Source organism: Niveispirillum sp. GW835-FHT14G11, from assembly GCF_058793615.1.
The window spans coordinates 621,119-640,211 of the sequence record NZ_JBXAFZ010000001.1 but is presented as its reverse complement, the minus strand read 5'-3'; the positions used below and the strand labels follow the sequence as shown (position 1 = coordinate 640,211).

Below are 19,093 nucleotides of genomic sequence, written 5' to 3'. Positions count from 1 at the left end.
AGCCACAAGATGATCCTTGCCAATGCGGACAGCGGCGCGGAGCTGCTGAACAACCTGGATGCCGCGCGCGACCAAGCGGTCCAGATGGCCAACAAGATTTCCATGCTGGAGGCGCAGCTGGCCAATGCCGGCGGCATGCCCTTCATCGTCATCGGCCTGACCGTCTTCGTCCTGGCCTGCTTCGTCGGCTATTATGTCGTCTGGAAGGTGACGCCGGCCCTACATTCCCCCCTGATGGCCGTGACCAACGCCGTGTCGTCGGTGATCATCGTCGGCGCCCTGATCGCCACGGGTGCCGCCGATAACGGCTTTTCCGCCCTGATGGGTTTCCTGGCCATCGTGCTGGCCAGCGTCAACATCTTCGGCGGCTTCATGGTCACGCAGCGCATGCTGGCCATGTACAAGAAGAAGGCGCCATCCGGCGCCGCCAAGAAGTGACCGGGGAGGAACCATACATGCTCGTCACCGCATCGCTTCTCTATCTCGTCTCCGGTGTGCTGTTCATCCTCGCCCTGCGTGGCCTGTCCAGCCCGGAAACCGCCCAGACCGGCAACCGCTTCGGCATGATCGGCATGGCGCTGGCCATCGTCACCACCCTGGTGGCGCTGCCGGCATTGACCGGCAAGTCGCTGGAGTTCACGCGTCTGCTGATGATCGTGGCCGGTATCGCCATCGGCGGTGCCGCCGGCATGGTCATCGCCAAGCGCATCCAGATGACGCAGCTGCCGCAGCTGGTCGCCGCCTTCCACAGCCTCGTTGGTCTGGCCGCCGTGTTCGTGGCCGGTGCCGCCTTCCATTCCCCGGAAAGCTTCAATATCGGTACGGCCGGCGACATCCATGTCGGCTCGCTGGTGGAGATGAGCCTGGGCGTGGCCATCGGCGCCATCACCTTCACCGGCTCCATCGTCGCCTTCCTGAAGCTGGATGGGCGGGTCAGCGGCAAGCCGCTGGTATTCTCCGGCCAGCACACGCTGAATGCCGGCCTGGGCATCGCGCTGGTCGTGCTGATCGTGCTGCTGTGCTTCACCCAGTCGCCGCTGCTGTTCTGGGTCATCGTCGCCCTGGCCTTGGCACTGGGCTTCCTGCTGATCCTGCCGATCGGCGGGGCCGACATGCCCGTGGTCGTGTCGATGCTGAACAGCTATTCCGGCTGGGCAGCGGCGGGCATCGGCTTCACGCTGCAGAATAATCTGCTGATCATCACCGGTTCGCTGGTCGGTGCCTCGGGCGCCATCCTGTCCTACATCATGTGTAAGGGCATGAACCGGTCGATCATCAACGTCATCCTGGGTGGCTTTGGCGGTGACGCCACCGCCGGTGCCGCCGCCGGTGGTGCCGCCATCGACCGCAGCTTCAAGGCCGGTTCCGCCGACGACGCCGCCTTTATCATGAAGAACGCGTCCAAGGTCATCGTGGTCCCCGGCTATGGCATGGCCGTGGCCCAGGCCCAGCACGCGCTGCGTGAAATGGGCGACCTGCTGAAGAAGGAAGGGGTGGAGGTGAAGTACGCCATCCATCCCGTCGCAGGCCGCATGCCCGGCCACATGAACGTGCTGCTGGCCGAAGCCAACGTGCCCTATGATGAAGTGTTCGAACTGGACGAGATCAACCGCGATTTCGGCCAGGCAGACGTGGCCTATGTCATCGGCGCCAACGACGTGACCAACCCCGCCGCCAAGACCGACACGGCCAGCCCGATCTATGGCATGCCGATCCTGGATGTGGAAAAGGCCAAGACCGTGCTGTTCATCAAGCGGTCGATGGGTGCCGGTTATGCCGGCGTGGAGAACGAACTGTTCTTCCGCCCCAACACCATGATGCTGCTGGGCGACGCCAAGAAGGTCACCGAGGAGATCGTGAAGAACCTGTCGGGCAGCGGGCACTGAGCCGCTGATTGACTGGGATTGAGGGAAGGGCCGCTCCGGTGACGGGGCGGCCCTTTTTGTTTGTCACCCCCCAAATGACATCGATAACAATTTTCATGCCAGAATCGGGCATCTGCCTCCGCCGCACGCGAATGACAGCAATCCATTTCCATAAAATGCCAGATAATTGACCTTAACCTTCCATTAAGGTAAACACCTCCTCAACACGAAGGTAGCGCTATCAGGGTCGTGCTCCGGCACCCGGCCCTCACGCGGCTTTCGCCATCCGGGGAAACAAATCGAAACAGGCATGTCACCGGCCCGATGCCGACGACTGTCCGCGCCCATCGGCAAGCCTGCCGGTGATGTGCTTTGCCTTGGCTTGCCCACCCATCGTCTTTTCAAATCCCGGCAGCCGGCAGCTGATTCCGGGGCTTGATCCGTTTGTCACAGGACCCTGCATGCTTTGCCTGAAAGTGGGCGCCACCTGCGCCGCCGACCCGCCAAGTTTCCATCTCAAGGACATGTTGGCCGGGCTGATCGGAAATCGCCAGCCGGGCGAAATCATCCTGGCCATTGACCCGGCCTTGCCGGCATTCCTGGCCGGGCCGGCGGCGGCGTTCGAACAGCTCCTGGCCGGGCTGCTGGACCGGAGCCTCAAGCAGGCTGGCGACGGGCCTGTACGGATCGTCGTCGAACAGATTGTCGCCCCTGTCATCAACATCCTTATGCATGTGAAGGCCGATACCGCCCTGCCGTCCGGTGATGGAGGAGAGGCCATGGCTCCTTTCCGCTCGATCGCTGCCGAACTGGGCGGTGTGCTGGGCATTTCGGTGCAGGAGGCCGGCACGACCCTGTGGGTTTCCCTGCCTCTGGGCGGCTCCGCCACCCCCTCGCCATCCTCTCCAGCCGACTGGGGAATGCCGGACTGGCGCCAGGATGTCTGGCCCGACATCGATCCGGCCATCCTGAATGTCAGCCGCTTGCTGGCTCCCTTCGGAGGTGCCGCGGACGAGGCCGGGAAGCTTTTGCAGCAGTTCCTGGCCGCCGTTCCGGCCCGCATCCTGGCCATCGACGCCGCCATGGCGCGGGCCCACTGGGCGGAAGCGGCGCAGATCGCCCAGCGTCTGAAGCACCGTGCCCAGGCGCTGGGCGCGGGCCGCCTGGCCATGGTTGCCGCCAATCTGGCGGACATGCTGGAGGATGGCCACCCGGAGATCGCCGCCATGCTGTTCCGCCTGCTGGACCCGATGCTGGCGGAGTTGCGGGAGGGGCTCAGCGGCTGGCTGGATGAAGACGGCGTGGACCGAGCCTGCGGCAAGGCGAAGTAATATCGTCAGTTGCGCTGATTTCCTGCAACACCGACAGTAAAACTGTCGCCAATTGACCTTGCACGCACGCCAACGTAAAATATTAACGACTGATGGATAGCGGCATCACAACCAGAAGGGGACATCCCTGTCCCGGATGCTGCCATGCCCAGTCACTGAACGGGAAGAAACAGATGAAAACCAAGTGGATTGCCGAGTTCATCGGCACATTGACCCTGGTCCTGTTCGGCTGCGGTGCCGCCGTGCTGGGCGGTGCCCATGTCGGCCAGTTGGGCATCGCGCTGGCCTTCGGCTTCGCCATCGTCGCCATGGCCTATGGCATCGGCCCGGTTTCCGGCTGCCATGTCAATCCGGCCGTCAGCCTGGGTGCCTTCGTCGCGGGCCGCATGGACCTGCGTTCCATGCTGATCTACTGGACGGCCCAGTTCGCGGGTGCCCTGGCTGGCGCAGCCATCCTGGCCACCATCGCCGGCAGCAGCGCCAGCCTGGGCCAGAATGGCTGGGGCGAAGGCTATCTGGGTGGTTTTCCCCTACAGGCCGCCGCCTTGTTCGAGGTGGTGATGACGGCCCTGTTCGTGATCGTCATCCTGGGCTCCACCGGCAAGGGTGCCGCCCCCGGCTTCGCGGGGCTCGCCATCGGCATCACGCTGGCCGTCATCCATATCGTCGGCATCCAGGTGACAGGCGTTTCTGTCAACCCGGCCCGCAGCGCTGGCCCGGCCCTGCTGGCCGGCGGGCAGGCCTTGGCCCAGCTCTGGCTGTTCCTGATTGCTCCGCTCGTGGGCGCCGTCATCGGGGCATTGGCATTCCGCTTGCGGGCGCTGGAGGATTGATCTGACAGGCGGGGAGGCGGCACCAGCCGCCCCCCACCCCAAACCTCAATGCCGGAAGTGCCGCATTCCGGTGAACACCATCGCCAGCCCACGCTCGTCCGCTGCCGCGATCACCTCCGCGTCGCGCATCGACCCACCCGGCTGGATCACTGCCGTCACGCCAGCGTCGGCGGCGGCCAGCAGGCCGTCGGCAAACGGGAAGAAGGCATCCGACGCCACGACCGACCCCTGGGTGCCGGCCTCGCTCAGGCCGGCGGCCTTGGCGGCGTCGGCGGATTTCCAGGCGGCGATGCGACTGCTGTCGACGCGGCTCATCTGACCGGCCCCGATGCCGACGGTGGCGCCGGCCTTGGCATAGACGATGGCGTTCGACTTCACATGCTTGCCCACGCGGAAGGCGAACAGCAGGTCGGCCAGTTCGGCCTCGGTCGGGGCGCGCTTGGTCACCACCTTCAGGTCGGTCTGGGTGATGCGGCCATTGTCGCGCGTCTGGACCAGATAGCCGCCGGAAACCGACTTCACGAACAGGCCCGGCTCAGCCGGGTTGGGCATGGAGCCGGTCAGCAGCACGCGCAGGTTCTTCTTGGTGGCCAGAAAGGCCTTGGCCGCGTCATCGGCGTCGGGCGCGATCACCACTTCGGCGAACAGCTTGGCAATCTGTTCGGCGGTCTCGGCGTCCAGGATGCGGTTCATGGCGATGATGCCGCCAAAGGCCGACACGGGGTCACAGGCCAGCGCACGCGTATAGGCATCCAGCAGATTGTCGCCCTCGGCCACACCGCAGGGATTGGCGTGCTTGATGATGGCGATGGCCGGACGCTCGAATTCCGACACCAGCTCAAACGCCGCATCCGTGTCGTTCAGGTTGTTGTAGGACAGTTCCTTGCCCTGCAGCTGCGTGGCCGTGGCGATGCCGGGACGCTGGTCGCCCGTCGTGTAGAACGCCGCCGACTGGTGCGGGTTCTCGCCATAGCGCAGGGTCTGACGCAGCTCACCGCCGAAGGTCAGGCGCTGGGGATAGTCCTGGCCCAGCTGGCCCGCGAACCAGCGGGAGATGGCGGCGTCATAGGCGCCGGTGCGGGCATAGGCCTTGGCGGCCAGGGTGCGGCGGAAAGCCAGGGCCGTCTGGCCGTCATTGGCCTCCAACTGGCTCAGCAACTCGGCATAGTCGGACGCGTCGGTGACCACGGCCACAAAATCATGGTTCTTGGCCGCACCGCGGATCAGGGACGGGCCGCCAATATCGATATTCTCGATACAGGTCTCGAAATCCGCGCCCTTGGCCACCGTCGCCTCGAACGGGTAGAGGTTCACGACGACCAGGTCGATGCCGGGGATGTCATGGGCCGACATGGCGTCCGTATGCGTGGGAAAGTCGCGGCGGGCCAGGATGCCGCCATGGATCTTGGGATGCAGGGTCTTCACCCGCCCGTCCATCATCTCCGGAAAGCCGGTATGGTCGGACACTTCCGTCACGGCAATCCCGGCATCGGCCAGCGCCTTGGCGGAGCCGCCCGTGGACAGGATATGCACGCCGCGCGCAGCCAGTGCCTTGCCCAGATCGATCAGGCCCGTCTTGTCGGAGATGGAGATGATGGCGCGGCGGATGGGGACGAGATCGATGCTCATGATGTTCTGATCCTGGCGGATGATGCGGGTGGATGTAAAAGAGCCGGGCCGATCCATCTGGACCGGCCCGGGGTGAAATGCCGATCTGGTCGGCCTAACTATCGATGTCGCTGCCTTCCCGGCGGAATCCCCATTTCACCAGGGTTTCGCCCAGTTGGGTCACGCCGCGCAGCACGATCTGGGTGGTCGGCCGCGGATCGGCGCCCTGGCCCAGATAGATGCTGTCGGTGGTTTCAATCTCCGCGCCCGTGGCCCGGAACTTCCACAGCGCACCGGACGGCAGCCGCAGCAGCAACGCCGCCTCATCCTCCAGCGTCGCCATGCGCACGCCGGGATGCAGGTGGAAGCGCACGGCGAATTCATGGCCCGGCGTGCCGGTCAGCTTGTCCTGTCCGCGCAGATCCTCGCCGCTTTCGGCCAGGAACAGGCGGCGGTGGTGGACGATGCCACCCCGGTCGAAATAGCCGTCATGATGGGCATCGACCAGCGTGCCCTCATCCCCGTCCTGGCGCAGGCATTGCACATCGCCGGGCCGGCGGGTCAGGCCGCCCTCCTCATTGATGCCGCTGGAATTGGTATCGTCGATGGCAAGGGTCGAATGCGCGGCCGTGGCGGCCAATGCCGCCCGCCACATACCCTGGTCGCCCGGATGGGCACCGCAATTCACCACCAGCCGTTCGCGCCCGATGCTCATCTCGAACGACAGGGTGCCGGCATGGGCATGCTCGTCCAGGCCCGGCATCGGCGGCACGCCGACATCCATCAGCACGCAGGTACGGCCGGCCGTAATGCGCTCAAACCCGATATGGGGCGTGGATTTCAGCGGCCGGCCGCGCGCATCCGCCTGGCCCAGCACCGTATCGATCAGCACCGCCTCGCCTTCCTGTGAGCCATTGAACAGGGCCAGGCTGCCATCGCCATGACGGAAGAAACGCAGGGTCGGGGTCATGCGGTCGATGGCATGCTGCAGCGCTTCCGGCACCTCCTCCCGCACCGCGCGAAAACAGCCGCGCATATCGATCAGGTGGCGCAGGACCAGCAGCTGGCTGGCTGGCGAATGTTCCACATGCCCGCCATCGGGCAGGATCTGCCGGGGCAATTCCCGGTTCAGCAGGACGCGGGCGCGGTCGGTGACACGGCCCAGGCCCGACAGGCACAGGCCGCCATAGACCATGCCCTTCAGCGCCCCCACCAGGGCAACACCCTTCAGGCGGCCGGGCACCGTATGTTCCAGATAGCGGACCTGGCGGGCCAGGCTGTCGAAGACACGGGCACGCAACTGGTCGTCGGCGCTGGCCAGGAAGAAATCATGCTGGCCGATCCAGGCGGCGACCCGGGTGGCCAGCACATCGGGCGCCCAGGCCACGGGATGCCAGCGCTTGCCGAACAGGTCCAGCCAATGGCTGACCAGAACGCGGGCCTGCCGGCGAGCCCCGTCGCCGCCCGTGGCGCGCAGATGGCGCAGCCAGTCGAAGCCATGCATTTCCGCCAGCCAGGGGGCGGACGCCCCCTCCTCCAGCCAGGGCGGCAATTCGCCGGAGAAGCTTTGGCCCGCGAAGCGGAAGCGGTTGTTCAGCAAGTCCTGGCCAAGATGGGCATCGCCCGGCCAGGGGTCAGGCGGGACCAGGGAAAGCTGCTGCGGCGCGGGGCCGGACAGGGCCATCATCTGGTACAGCCCGGTCGTGCGGTACCAGCCGCCACCACCCGGCTTGAACCTTTTATGCGCCATGCCCCCGGTCATACGGCGGGTCAACCGTTCTGGCCGCGCAGGGCGCGCATGTTGGTACCATAGGCGGACGGTCCGCCCACGAAGGTGGCCGTACCGGCCACCAGCACATCGGCACCAGCGGCGATGCACTGCTTCGCCGTCTCCACATTCACGCCGCCATCGACCTCCAGATCGATCTGCCGGCCGCCCTGGGCTTGCGACACGGCATTGATGCGGCGGCGCAACTCCGCGATCTTGTCCAGCTGCGAGGCGATGAAGCTCTGCCCACCGAAGCCGGGATTGACCGACATCACCAGCACCAGATCCAGGTCGCCCAGCAGGTAATCGACCATGGACAAGGGCGTGTGCGGGTTCAGCACGATGCCGGGTTTCTTGCCCAAGCTGCGGATCAGCTGCACCGTGCGATGCGGGTGGGCACCGGCTTCGGGATGGAAGCTGATGATGTCCGCACCGGCATCGGCGAAGCCCTGGATGAAGTTATCGACGGGCGCGATCATCAGATGCACGTCGAAGATCTTCTTCGTGTGCGGGCGCAGCGCCTTCACCACGGCCGGGCCGATGGTGATGTTGGGCACGAAATGACCGTCCATCACGTCGATATGGATGTAATCGGCACCCGCCTCATCGATGGCGCGCACCTCCTCACCCAGGCGGGCGAAATCGGCGGACAGGATGGACGGGGCGATCTTGATATGGTGCGTCATCATGACGGGTTGGTATCAACAAGCAGGCCCGCCGACAAGCCGGGTTCGGCGCATGAATGGCCGGTTCCGGGGACATGGCGCCATATGGACCCCTTGGCTATAATGATGGTTGACCCGCCATCACGTGGATCCACGGTTTCAGGCATGATGGACACCGGACCCGATAGAACTGCCATAGAGGCCCATGGCATCGCGAACATGGCCATCAGCCTTATCCAGACCGGGCGCGGGGACGAGGGGGTGCGGCTCTATTGCCGGCTTTTCACCACGCAGCGGCAGTTCGACATACCGGTGGGATTGCATGCGCGCATGTTGCGTGAGGCCGGGCACGACGTGGCGGCCACCGCCGTGCTGAACGGCGCGCTGTGTGCGGGGTGGGATATCGGCACCGGCCTGGGCCCGCTGTCGGCCCGCCGGCAGGAATATGAGACGCTGTTCGCTGCCGGCCTCGGCAATGCCGGCATGGTGAACAATTACCTGCTGCTGCTGGACCAGATGGGCGACAGTGGGGCGATCGCACCATGGACGGCGCATGATCCGCTGTTGCAATGTCATCATCTGCCCGGCGGCCGGCCGGATCTGGCACAGGCGTGCGCCGATCTGCTGGTCACGGCCGCGGAAGGCAGCGGGCATGAGGCCCAGCATAAATCCATCCGTGGCCTGCGCCGTATCCGCGATACGCATCGCCTGTCCGATCCGGTCCTCATCGACCTGCATGCCGCCCTGTCGGCCATGGCCCGGACCTATGCGCGATCGCTGGAAGACGCGGACCATCCCTATGCCCGCCTCTCGGCACCCGCTTTCTCCACCTATTCCTGGGGTGTCGTCTCCGACGGGGCGGGGCGCAATGTGCCGCATCACCATGGGGCGTGCTTCGTTGTGGCTGTCGCCTATCTGCGGATACCCCCCCAAACGGGGCGGGGAACCGGGGATTGCTGCCTGCATGTCGGAGCACCGGAGGGTGTGGCGGACCCGTCCGCCTGGCCCGCCACCGCCATCGCGCCCGAACCGGGCCTCGTCGTCCTGATGCCGGGCTATTTCTGCCACTGGACCCACCCCTATCCGGGCGGCGGTGCACGTGTGTCGCTCGCATGCAATTTCTGGGCGCCGCACCCGGCCGCGACCGGCTTTGTGCCTACCGACTGATGTAAAGCCATTGCAGCCCCTGGATCAGGCCCACGGGGAATGTGGTTTCGTGATAGGTGCCGGGGCTGATCTCCGACACCACCTCCAGCCCCGGATATTTGCGCCCGCGCAGGCGCTTTGCCATCTCCTGCTGGTCGGCCACCATGTCGCGATTGCTGTTGTACCTTGCATCACCGGTCTTCGCCGCCTCGAACGATCCCGTCGCCATATAGAGCTTGGCCTTCAAATCCTTGTTGGATTTGGCGAAATCGGCCTCCAGCTTCAGCAGGCGGTAATCCTGGAACCAGATGGATGGGCTGGTCAGGATGTAGCTGCTGAAATGCTGCGGCCGGGTGAACAGCACCCACAGGCCGAACAGCCCGCCATAGGACTGGCCCACCAGGGTGCGGCGGGCGGGGTCGATGCGGTAGGTCTTCTCGATCACCGGCATCGCTTCGGTCACCAGGAAATCCAGATAGGCGGGCGCCCCGCCCGACCCCGGCTGGCTGTCGCTGGCCCAAGGCGTCAGGTCGCGGCGGCGGGCATCGGCCGGCGGCTCGCCCGTGGCATTGGCGATGGCGACGATGATGAATTCCTCCAGCCGCTTCTGGCTGTGGCCCAGGGCGCTGATCCCGGTCGCGACGGGGAAGGTGTAGCCGCCATCGGTCATGTAGAGGACGGGATAGCGCTTGCCGGCATTCCTGGCATCGGCATAGCCGGGCGGCACCCGGACATAAAGGTCGAAGGACCGGCCCATTTTGGCACGGACCGTATGGACCGTGCTGCGTTCCATCTGATAGGCGGGCAGCGCATCCTGTGCCGGGCTGGGCGGGGCAGCGAACAACAGAGCGACGGCCAGAAACCAGATGAAACGCATACGCAATGTCCCCTTCGGGTTAGAACGCCACCGCCTGTCTACGAATTCCCCGGTTGCGCGGTCAAGGACCGATGGCGGCGGTTGGCAATGACGGCTGTGACGCCCAACCTCTGGCAATGACGCCGCATCGACGGTTGGCGCGGCGCCGGGGGTTTCTCTTTCAGCGGTTATCCAGTTGTGCCCGCACGGCCGCCAGACCGTAACGGGTGATGCGATAGGGGCCGCTGTTGGTGGAGCCGATCAGGCGCCGTCTCTTCAGCCTGGCGAAGACGGCCATGGTACAGTCCATCAGCAGCCAGCCGTCGCGCGTCAGGCATTCCACGCCCTGGATGTCGCGGTAGTCGGCTTCATTGCGGATCAGGTTGATGCGGCCACCCTGGGCCAATGCGTGCAGCGTCCGCTGCTCCGGCTTCGAGATATTCATGATCGGGATGTCGTCTTCCATTCAGCAACAAGGGCTGACGCGGCCATGCATGGCCACCGCAACGCGCGCGGCGAGCATGGGCTTCTGCGCAGACTGACCGGCCAAGGCGGCGGGTCAGCGGATGACGACAATCCCGGACATATACACTCCTGTCGAAGCGGGACCTAAAACCTATCCGAGGTCGGATTGGATATCAAGCCCCCAGCAGGCCCAGCGGCAGGATGCGCAGCGCATCACCCGGTCGCACCTGTGTCACCTCCTCCCCCAATTCCGCCAGCGCATCGGCCAGGGACAGGCGGCGCAGCATGGCCGCACCATCATCGGGATCGGCACGGGCCACGCCATCGGGCCCGATGGTGACGCGCAGATATTCCCGCCGCCCGCCCTTCTTGGCGTGGGCGAAGCCGGATGGGGCGGTCAGCCGCGGCAAGGGCTCCACCCCCATGCCCGACAGACGCTGGATCAGCGGCTGCACCAGCGCCAGGAAACTGACCAGCATGGCCACGGGATTGCCCGGCAATCCGGCGAAGGCGGCCGGGCCGACATGGCCCAGGGCCAGCGGCTTGCCAGGTTTCAGCGCCAATTTCCAGAATTCCAGCCCGCCCAGCCCCGCCACCACCGCCTTTACATGGTCGGCATCGCCGGACGACACGCCGCCGGAAGTGAGGATCAGGTCATGGGTGCAGGCCGCCCCATCCAGCCCGTCGCGGATGGCATCGGCATTATCGGCCAGGATGCCCAGGTCAGTGACCACGCAGCCCAGCCGGGCCAGCAGCCCGCGTAGCAGGGCACGGTTGCTGTCATAGATGCCGCCGGACGTCAGGGGTCTACCCGGCTCTGTCACCTCGTCCCCGGTGGAGAACAGGGCCACGCGCAGCGGCCGGTGCACGGTCAGGCGGTCCAGGCCCAGGCCCGCCGCCAGCGCCAGGTCGCGGGGGCCAAGGCGGCGACCAGCCTTCAGCGCCACTTGGCCCACCGCCACATCCTCTCCCTTGCGGCGCAGGTTGGCGCCGGCAGGCAGGCCGGCGGGCAGGCGGACAAGGGCGCCATCCACCACCGCATCCTCCTGCATCACCACCAGATCCAGATCGGGTGGCACCGGTGCGCCGGTGAAGATGCGCACGGCCGTGCCGGGCGGCGGGGCGGTGACATCGACGGCACCCGCGAACACCGGGCCGGCAACCGGCAGCACCCGGCCCAGATCTGACAGGCGCACCGCATAGCCATCCATGGCGCTGTTATCAAAGGGCGGCAGGTCCAGCGTGCTGACCACATCCGCCGCCAGCACCCGGTCCAGGGCCGTCACCAGCGAAATTTGTTCCGGTTCCGTAACGGATTTGAAGCGCGCCTCGATCAGCCGCAATGCCGCGTCCACGGTCAGCATTTTGAATTCGGCATCGAAACAATCGCCTTGGGCACTCATCCCCGGGCCCCCGTTATCCGCAGGATCAGGTCGGCGACGGCGTCGACATCATCCAGATCCAGAACGGGTAGCGAGCAATCGGGCAGGGCCGCATCACTGGCCACCGCCACGATGCGCGGGTCGTCAGGCCACAGCGGCGGCTTGCCGTTGGACGGGCGATGAACCTCCAGCTTGGGATGCGCGTCGCGCTTGAACCCTTCGACCAGCACCAGATCGACGGGCGACAGCTTGGTCAGCAGCTCGGCCAGCGTCGGCTCCGGCCCGCCCCGGTTCTCATGCATCAGCGCCCAGCGGTTGGCGGAGGCCACCAGCACCTCCTGCGCGCCGGCCATGCGGTGCACGTAACTGTCCTTGCCCGGCTGGTCGATGTCGAAGGCGTGATGGGCATGCTTGACGGTGGCCACGCTCAACCCGCGCGCCGACAAAGCCGGGATCAACCGGGCCATCAGGGTGGTCTTGCCGCTGCCGCTCCACCCGGCCAGACCGAACACATTGCGGGCAAGCTTCATGAACGCCTTCCCTGCGTTTCCTCCACATGCCGACCCTAGGCCGCCGGCACGCCCGGCGCAACCCCATGCGGCACAATGAAAAAGGGGCCGCCGAAGACCGGCGACCCCTTCTACCATTCCTTACAACACGTTGCGCTTACGGCGCCGCCCCTTCCAGCGACAGGGCCAGGAAGGTCTGCTCCCCACGCCGTTCGACCAGCAGCAGCACGGCCTTCTGGCCGGCCTGCTTGGCCTTGGCGACGCGGTCCTGCACATCGGTGGGGCTGGAAACGGGTTGCTGGCTGACCTCCAGCACCACGTCGCCGGGGCGCAGCTGGCGCGATTGCGGCGGGGCATTGGGGTTCACCTTGGTGATGACCACGCCCTTCACGCCCTCGGCCAGTTCGAACTGCTTGCGCAGGTCGGCGGTGATGGCGGAGACGGACAGGCCCAGCGCGTCCACCTGCTGCTGGGCAGCATCGGGGCCCTTCTGCTCCTCCTCCTGCCCTTCCTCCTCGGCCGCCGCAGCCTGATCCTCGGGGAACTCGGCGAGCGTCACGGCCACATTCTGCGCCGCCCCCTTGCGCGAGATGCCGACATTGACCTTGGTGCCCACCGGCGTGCCCGCCACCATGCGGGGCAGGGTGCGGTTGTTGGTCACTTCCTTGCCGTCGAAGGTCAGGATTACGTCGCCCGGCTTCAGGCCGGCGGCGGCGGCCGGGCTGCCATCGGTGACGGTGCCGACCAAAGCCCCCTTGTGATGGGCCAGGCCCATGCTCTCGGCGATTTCCGGCGTCACCGACTGGATCTGCACGCCCAGCCAGCCGCGGCGCACCTTGCCGGCCTTGCGGATTTCCTCGATCACCGTGCGGGCCATGCCGGACGGGATGGCAAAGCCGATACCGACGGAACCGCCGGTGCGGCTATAGATGGCGGAATTGATACCGACCACGTCGCCGGTCAGGTTGACCAGCGGACCACCGGAATTGCCCTGGTTGATGGCGGCATCGGTCTGGATGAAATCATCGAAGCGGCCGGCGCCGATGTCACGGGCCCGCGCCGACACGATGCCGGCCGTCACGGTGCCGCCCAGACCGAACGGATTGCCGATGGCCACAACCCAGTCGCCGACCTTGAGTGTATCGCTGTCACCCCATTTCAGGGCCGTCAGCTTGGCCTTGGTCTCCACCTTCAACAGGGCCAGGTCGGTTTCCTTGTCGGTACCGATCAGCTTGGCCTTCAACTCCGTCTGGTCGGCATCCTGGAAGATGACGGTGATCTCGTCCGCGCCTTCGATGACGTGATTGTTGGTGACGATATAGCCGGTGGCATCGATGATGAAGCCCGACCCCAGCGACTGCGCCTTGCGCGGGGCACCCTGCTGGCCCTGCTGCTGGCGCTCCAGGAAGTCGCGGAAGAACTCTTCCATCGGCGATCCGGGCGGGAAGTCCGGCATGGGCACGGCGCCGCGACCGCCCGGCTTGTTCTGGATGGTCTGGCTGGTCGAGATATTGACCACGGCCGGCAGGGTCTTCTCCGCCAGGGCCGAAAAGCTCTCCGGCGCGCCACGCTGGGCCAGCGCCGGGGGTGCGAATATCAGGGCGGCGGTCACCGCCAGCGCCGACAGCAGGCCGGCAACCCGGCTTTCCCGGACACTTTCCCGGACAGTGGCCACGGCAAGCACGCGGGCGGGACGGGAACGGAAGGCGTCGATCACGTCAATCTCCAGGGGCCGGTCATCCGCGCCACACCCGGGGCGCGTACCGGCGCACCGGCCCGGAGGGGCGCGCCGACAGCAGGGAATATAGGCTGTGAAACCCCGCCTTGCGAAGCATTCCTTCGTAACAGGCGGATGGTAGGGGGCGGAGAAGCGGTTCTACCCCCGGATCGCCGTCAGGGCGATGACACCCAGGATGGCCGCCCCCAGCCCGATCCGGCGCAGCAGGGCCGGTTCCATGCCGGTGATGCGGATCGCCATGTCACGCATGGAAGCGGGCGCGATGGCATAAAGCAGGCCCTCGATCACGAACACCAGGGCAAGTGCTGTCAGAAAGTCGGTCAAGATAGCGGCTTTCAGGAACCTGAACTCTTTTCGTCATCCCGGCGCAAGCCGGGACCCAGGGGCCGCAGGAACCTCCCTGTCAACAGCGTCGATCAACGCAGCTGGAAGGTCGGGCGTTTTGCCCCTGGGTCCCGGCTTTCGCCGGGATGACGAGGATGGTCAAAGGACGATCACGGGAAATATCAGCGCCGCGTCACACCGGCCGTGCCGTTGAAATAGCGGAAGAACTCGCTGTCCGGCGACAGGACCATCTGCGTGCTGTCGCCCTTCACCGCGGCCCGATAGGCTTCCAGCGAACGGTAGAACCCGTAGAATTCGGGGTTCTTGCCCGCGGATTCGGCCAGGATGCGGATGGCCTGGTTGTCGCCCTCGCCCCGCAGCACCTGGCTGTCGCGCTGGGCTTCGGCCAGGATGACGGTACGTTCGCGCTCGGCCCGGCTGCGGATCTGCTGGGCCTGCTCGTTACCCTGGGCGCGGGCCTCGCGGGCTTCGCGCTCACGCTCCGACCGCATGCGATCATACACCGCCTGGGAGGTGGCGTCGGGCAGGTCGGCGCGGCGGATGCGGACATCCACGATCTCCACGCCGAAGCGGGCGGCCTCCTGGTTCACCTGCGCCTTGATGTCCGACATCACCTTCACGCGCTCCTTGGAGAGCACGTTCAGCAAGGTGGAATTGCCCAGCACGCGGCGCAGGGCCGAATTCACCGTGGCGGCCAGACGCTGTTCGGCCACCACATCATTGCCGACCGACTGATAGAACTGCAACGGCGCGGTGATGCGATAGCGGGCGAAGGCATCGACCTCCAGCCGCTTCTGATCGGCCAGGATCACCTGTTCGACCGGCGGATCGACGTTCAGGACGCGGGCATCCAGCAGGATCACGTTCTGCACGAAGGGAATCTTCGCATGCAGGCCGGGTTCCTGGATGGTGCGTTTCCATTCACCGAACTGCAGCACCAGCGCCTGCTGCGTCTGCTTGACGGTGAACAGCGAGGCCGAGGCCAGGATGACGGTCGCGGCGGCGACGACGCCCAAGGCGACAAGTTTACGGTTCATATCCCGTCCCCCCTTACTGGCGTGGCGCCGCCGGCGTGGCCGGCGTCTGTTGGCGAAGCTGGTTGGTCAACTCGTTCAGCGGCAGGAACGGCACGACGCCGCCGCCCTTGCCCTGATCGATGATGATCTTGTTGGACCCGCCCAGCACTTCCTGCATCGTTTCCAGATACATGCGCCGCGCAGTAACCTCCGGCGACACGGTATAGGCCGACAGGACCTGGGAGAAGCGCTGCGCATCACCCTGGGCCAGGCTGACCACCTGCTCGCGATAGGCCGAAGCCTGCTGGATCAGCTGCTCCGCCTCGCCGCGGGCGCGGGGGATGATGTCGTTGCGATAGGCCTCGGCCTCGTTGCGCAGACGCTCGCGATCCTGACGGGCGCGCTGCACATCGTTGAACGCGTCCACTACGGGGGCGGGCGGATCGACCTTCTGCAACTGCACCTGGCTGATCTCGATACCCGACTGGTATTCGTCCAGCATGGTCTGCAGCAGCAGTTTGGTCTGCTGCTCGATATCCTGGCGGGCCTCGGTCAGCGCCGGCTGGATGTCGGTGCGGCCGATCACCTCGCGCATGGCGCTTTCGGCGGCCAATTGCACGGTCAGTTGCGGCTCGCGGATCTTGAACAGGAAGTTACCGGCATCCTTGATCACCCACAGGACGGTGAAGTCGATGTCGATGATATTCTCGTCACCGGTCAACATCAGACTTTCATCGACCACATCGCCACCCTGGCGGCGATTGTCGATGGCGGAGCGATAGCCGATCTCCAGCCGGTTGACGAGCGTCACCTTGGGCGTGTCCACCGTTTCGAACGGTGCGGGCAGGTGATAGCGCAGACCCGGCTGTTCGGTGCGCACATATTTGCCGAATCGCTGCACGACGCCCTGTTCGTCCGGCTCGATACGATAGATGCCCGACAGGCCCCACAGCACCGCCAGCGCCAGGACGCCCAGCATGATGCCCTTGCCGCCGCCCAGGCCGCCGGGCGTCATGCTCTTGAACCGCTCCTGGCCCTTGCGCAGCAAATCCTCCAGGTCCGGGCCGCCGGGCTGTTGCCCGCCGCCGCCCGGCGGACGACCCCACGGGTTGTTACCGCCGCCGTTGCCGCCGCCGCCCGGGGGCGAGCCCCACGGTCCGCCGCCATTGCCGCCGCCTTGATTGTTCCAGGGCATATTTCCGACCCTTTGGTGATTGGACGAACACGAAACTGCCAAACCGACAGGCCTGCCCGCAAGGACAGGACGCTTTCTAAGCACGCCACGCCACCCTATATATCGCGGCGCACGGTAGACAAGGCCCTTGGGCCCGCGGTCACCGCAGATATTGGGAATGAGACGGGGTTTTCAACCATGCCGATGGTCACAGAGGAACAGGTTCTGGCGGCACTGCGTTGCGTGAAGGACCCCGACAGGGGCGCCGACATCGTGACGCTGGGCATGATTTCAGGCCTGACCGTGAAAGGCGGCAACATCGCGTTCGCCGTGGAAGTGGACCCCGCCAGGGGTGCCGCCCTGGAACCGCTGCGCCAGGCGGCGGAAAAGGCCGTGGACACGCTGCCCGGCGTCACCTCGGTCACCGCCATGCTGACCGCCCACCGCGCGCCGCCCAAGCTGGGCGGCGGCGGGCATGATCATAAGGCTCATGATCATAAGGGCCACAGCCACGCCGCCCCGGCGGCGGCCCCGCCACCCCGCCCGGCCAAGATCGGCATTCCCGGCGTGCGCGCCATCATCGCGGTGGCATCGGGCAAGGGTGGGGTGGGCAAGTCCACCACCGCCGTCAACCTGGCCGTGGGCATGGCGGCCAATGGCCTGCGCGTGGGCCTGCTGGACGCCGACATCTACGGCCCGTCCCTGCCCCGCATGCTGGGCCTGTCGGGAAAGCCGGAGACGGTGGACGGCAAGGTGCTGAAGCCGCTGGTCGGCCATGGCGTCAAGGTCATGTCCATGGGCTTCCTGGTGGCGGAGGAGACGCCGATGGTCTGGCGCGGCCCCATGGTGATGGGCGCCATCCAGCAGATGCTGCGCGACGTGGCCTGGGGCGAGCTGGATGTGCTGGTGGTCGACATGCCGCCGGGCACCGGCGACGCGCAGCTGTCCCTGTCACAGAACGTGCCGCTGGCGGGGGCGGTCATCGTCTCCACGCCGCAGGACATCGCCTTGCTGGACGCGCGCAAGGGGCTGAACATGTTCCGGCGCGTGGACGTGCCCGTGCTGGGCATCGTGGAGAACATGTCCTATTTCTGCTGCCCCAATTGCGGCCACCGCAGCGACATTTTCAGCCATGGTGGCGCGCATGCCGAGGCGGACAAGTTGGGCGTGGATTTCCTGGGCGAGGTGCCGCTGGACATCGCCATCCGCGAGACCAGCGACGGCGGCACCCCCATCGTCACGGCACAGCCCGACAGCGAACACGCCAGGGTCTATCGCACCATCGCCGCCAAAGTCTGGGACAAGGTCAGCCTGGGCGGGGCGCGACCAGCGCCGCGGATCGTGATCGAGTAGCGATCAGCCTCGACATCACCGTTTGAAACACCCTGTCGCGCCAAGCTCGCCAAAAGACGGATTGCTGCACTGCGTATCGTGCAATGGATTTTTCCTTTCCGTCCGGGCGGGTATTTGGTACATAAACTGCGTGCTCCGGCGGAGGGCGGACAGGATGTATCAAGACGAACCAATCCGAGTTGCATATGCGTTTCGTGACGGCGCCCACTCCTTTCGGGCTGCCGATCCTCGCACGGGTGACGTCCAGGTTGCGCACGGCCTACCGGAAGTCGCCTATGATGAGGTAACGCGGACGCTGAGCGAGCGGGTTGCGGGTCGTGTTGGTGCCTATGCCCAGGCCCGTCCCCAGCTGGCGTTCAAGGAATTCTGGACATGGCTGCAGATGAACCCCATCGCGGCCATGCCGAACACCCCTTGCCATGTCGAGTTCGCTTGGGAAGTCCGACCCTGAACCCGACATGGTGAGTCGCCATGTAGGCGGTATGTGTATGGATTGCTGAACAACTGGCGCCCGGCCCCAATCCGGGCGCCATTTTTTTATTTCGGGCCTGGAGATCACTCCGGCCAGAAGCCATCATCGATCATCTGATCGTAGCTGTAGGGGCAGGTGGCCGGGAAGGTCTGACCGGAGAGACCCGTTTCGCGCTCCGCCGCGATCACGGCGTCGCCATAAGCCTCTTCGATCGATTCCGTCAGGCTGCCTTTCAGACTGGGGTTATCCTTCATGTGCCGTAGTAACTGCCGACGCTGTTCCTTGACGGTTAGTGTCCAGCTTCTACCGCGCAAACCCGGCTGGAACTGCCATTTCAGCAGATGGAACAGCAGAACGGCCAGCCGGTTGACCAACTCACGCTTTTCCGTGCGCCCCATGCTCTCGATCTCCTCGGCAATGTGGGCGATATCGGCGGCTGCCAATTTGCCGGCGCGCAGCAAGGCCGCCTGCTGGTTGGCCCAGGCATAGAAGTCGGTATCGTAGAGGCTCATGGTTCCCTCCCTGGCGACAGACCAGATTTGGGCAAGGTGGGGTTGCAGGGCAAGC

At 65.7% G+C, this 19,093-nt stretch carries 18 protein-coding genes; 6 read left to right on the top strand and 12 right to left on the bottom strand.

Features of this window, described 5'->3' with window-relative positions:
- Positions 1-9: 9 nt before the first annotated feature.
- From AC1Q7F_RS03140 to AC1Q7F_RS03125, 4 genes are all read left to right on the top strand, one after another.
- Positions 10-438 carry an NAD(P) transhydrogenase subunit alpha part 2 gene (locus AC1Q7F_RS03140; protein WP_492503699.1) on the top strand — a complete coding sequence of 143 codons (429 nt, stop codon included), beginning with the start codon at positions 10-12 and terminating at the stop codon, positions 436-438.
- A 17-nt stretch (positions 439-455) separates the two neighbouring features.
- Positions 456-1,886: an NAD(P)(+) transhydrogenase (Re/Si-specific) subunit beta gene (locus AC1Q7F_RS03135; RefSeq protein WP_492503697.1), complete on the top strand. Its 1,431-nt coding sequence runs from the start codon at positions 456-458 to the stop codon at positions 1,884-1,886.
- A gap of 440 nt (positions 1,887-2,326) precedes the next feature.
- The gene (locus tag AC1Q7F_RS03130; protein WP_492503695.1) at positions 2,327-3,196 is read left to right on the top strand and encodes an Hpt domain-containing protein; all 870 of its coding nucleotides are present in this window, start codon (positions 2,327-2,329) and stop codon (positions 3,194-3,196) included.
- A 173-nt stretch (positions 3,197-3,369) separates the two neighbouring features.
- Positions 3,370-4,029 carry an aquaporin gene (locus tag AC1Q7F_RS03125; RefSeq protein ID WP_492503693.1) on the top strand — a complete coding sequence of 220 codons (660 nt, stop codon included), beginning with the start codon at positions 3,370-3,372 and terminating at the stop codon, positions 4,027-4,029.
- A gap of 45 nt (positions 4,030-4,074) precedes the next feature.
- Here the strand turns inward: AC1Q7F_RS03125 and purH are convergent, their stop codons facing one another.
- From purH to rpe, 3 genes are all read right to left on the bottom strand, one after another.
- Entirely contained in the window at positions 4,075-5,658 is a 1,584-nt protein-coding gene (purH, locus tag AC1Q7F_RS03120) for a bifunctional phosphoribosylaminoimidazolecarboxamide formyltransferase/IMP cyclohydrolase (RefSeq protein ID WP_492503691.1), read from the bottom strand.
- A 94-nt stretch (positions 5,659-5,752) separates the two neighbouring features.
- The gene (locus AC1Q7F_RS03115; protein WP_492503689.1) at positions 5,753-7,387 is read right to left on the bottom strand and encodes a heparinase II/III family protein; all 1,635 of its coding nucleotides are present in this window, start codon (positions 7,385-7,387) and stop codon (positions 5,753-5,755) included.
- A gap of 20 nt (positions 7,388-7,407) precedes the next feature.
- A complete protein-coding gene (gene rpe, locus AC1Q7F_RS03110; protein WP_492503687.1) occupies positions 7,408-8,094 on the bottom strand; it encodes a ribulose-phosphate 3-epimerase in 687 nt (228 codons plus the stop codon).
- A gap of 195 nt (positions 8,095-8,289) precedes the next feature.
- On the opposite strand from rpe, the gene AC1Q7F_RS03105 reads away from it, so the two are divergent.
- Positions 8,290-9,237, top strand: a complete 948-nt coding sequence (locus AC1Q7F_RS03105; RefSeq protein ID WP_492503685.1) for a putative 2OG-Fe(II) oxygenase — start codon at positions 8,290-8,292, stop codon at positions 9,235-9,237.
- On the opposite strand, the gene AC1Q7F_RS03100 is transcribed toward AC1Q7F_RS03105, so the two are convergent.
- The 8 genes from AC1Q7F_RS03100 to hflK all read right to left on the bottom strand — a co-directional run bounded on the left by AC1Q7F_RS03100 (position 9,227) and on the right by hflK (position 16,722).
- Complete coding sequence (locus tag AC1Q7F_RS03100) at positions 9,227-10,093, bottom strand: alpha/beta hydrolase (protein WP_492503683.1); 867 nt, start codon at positions 10,091-10,093, stop codon at positions 9,227-9,229. The two genes, AC1Q7F_RS03105 and AC1Q7F_RS03100, sit on opposite strands and share 11 nt — an antisense overlap.
- A 160-nt stretch (positions 10,094-10,253) precedes the next feature.
- Positions 10,254-10,517 (bottom strand): YjhX family toxin, encoded by a 264-nt coding sequence (locus tag AC1Q7F_RS03095; protein ID WP_492503682.1) that lies wholly within the window; start codon positions 10,515-10,517, stop codon positions 10,254-10,256.
- A 193-nt stretch (positions 10,518-10,710) separates the two neighbouring features.
- On the bottom strand, positions 10,711-11,940 hold the full coding sequence (locus AC1Q7F_RS03090; protein ID WP_492503680.1) for a molybdopterin molybdotransferase MoeA: 1,230 nt from the start codon (positions 11,938-11,940) through the stop codon (positions 10,711-10,713).
- On the bottom strand, positions 11,937-12,449 hold the full coding sequence (mobB, locus tag AC1Q7F_RS03085) for a molybdopterin-guanine dinucleotide biosynthesis protein B (RefSeq protein ID WP_492503678.1): 513 nt from the start codon (positions 12,447-12,449) through the stop codon (positions 11,937-11,939). Before mobB ends, AC1Q7F_RS03090 begins: the two co-directional genes overlap by 4 nt.
- 136 nt (positions 12,450-12,585) lie before the next feature.
- A complete protein-coding gene (locus AC1Q7F_RS03080; protein ID WP_492503676.1) occupies positions 12,586-14,145 on the bottom strand; it encodes a DegQ family serine endoprotease in 1,560 nt (519 codons plus the stop codon).
- A gap of 159 nt (positions 14,146-14,304) precedes the next feature.
- Positions 14,305-14,490 carry a DUF2065 domain-containing protein gene (locus AC1Q7F_RS03075; protein WP_492503674.1) on the bottom strand — a complete coding sequence of 62 codons (186 nt, stop codon included), beginning with the start codon at positions 14,488-14,490 and terminating at the stop codon, positions 14,305-14,307.
- A 182-nt stretch (positions 14,491-14,672) separates the two neighbouring features.
- Positions 14,673-15,548 (bottom strand): protease modulator HflC, encoded by an 876-nt coding sequence (gene hflC / locus AC1Q7F_RS03070; protein WP_492503672.1) that lies wholly within the window; start codon positions 15,546-15,548, stop codon positions 14,673-14,675.
- Positions 15,549-15,561: 13 nt separating this feature from the next.
- Entirely contained in the window at positions 15,562-16,722 is a 1,161-nt protein-coding gene (hflK, locus tag AC1Q7F_RS03065; protein WP_492503670.1) for an FtsH protease activity modulator HflK, read from the bottom strand.
- Positions 16,723-16,899: 177 nt separating this feature from the next.
- On the opposite strand from hflK, the gene apbC reads away from it, so the two are divergent.
- On the top strand, positions 16,900-18,054 hold the full coding sequence (gene apbC / locus AC1Q7F_RS03060; protein WP_492503668.1) for an iron-sulfur cluster carrier protein ApbC: 1,155 nt from the start codon (positions 16,900-16,902) through the stop codon (positions 18,052-18,054).
- Between the two features lie 555 nt (positions 18,055-18,609).
- Here apbC and AC1Q7F_RS03055 read toward each other — a convergent pair.
- Complete coding sequence (locus tag AC1Q7F_RS03055; RefSeq protein ID WP_492503666.1) at positions 18,610-19,038, bottom strand: DUF29 domain-containing protein; 429 nt, start codon at positions 19,036-19,038, stop codon at positions 18,610-18,612.
- Positions 19,039-19,093 lie beyond the last annotated feature (55 nt).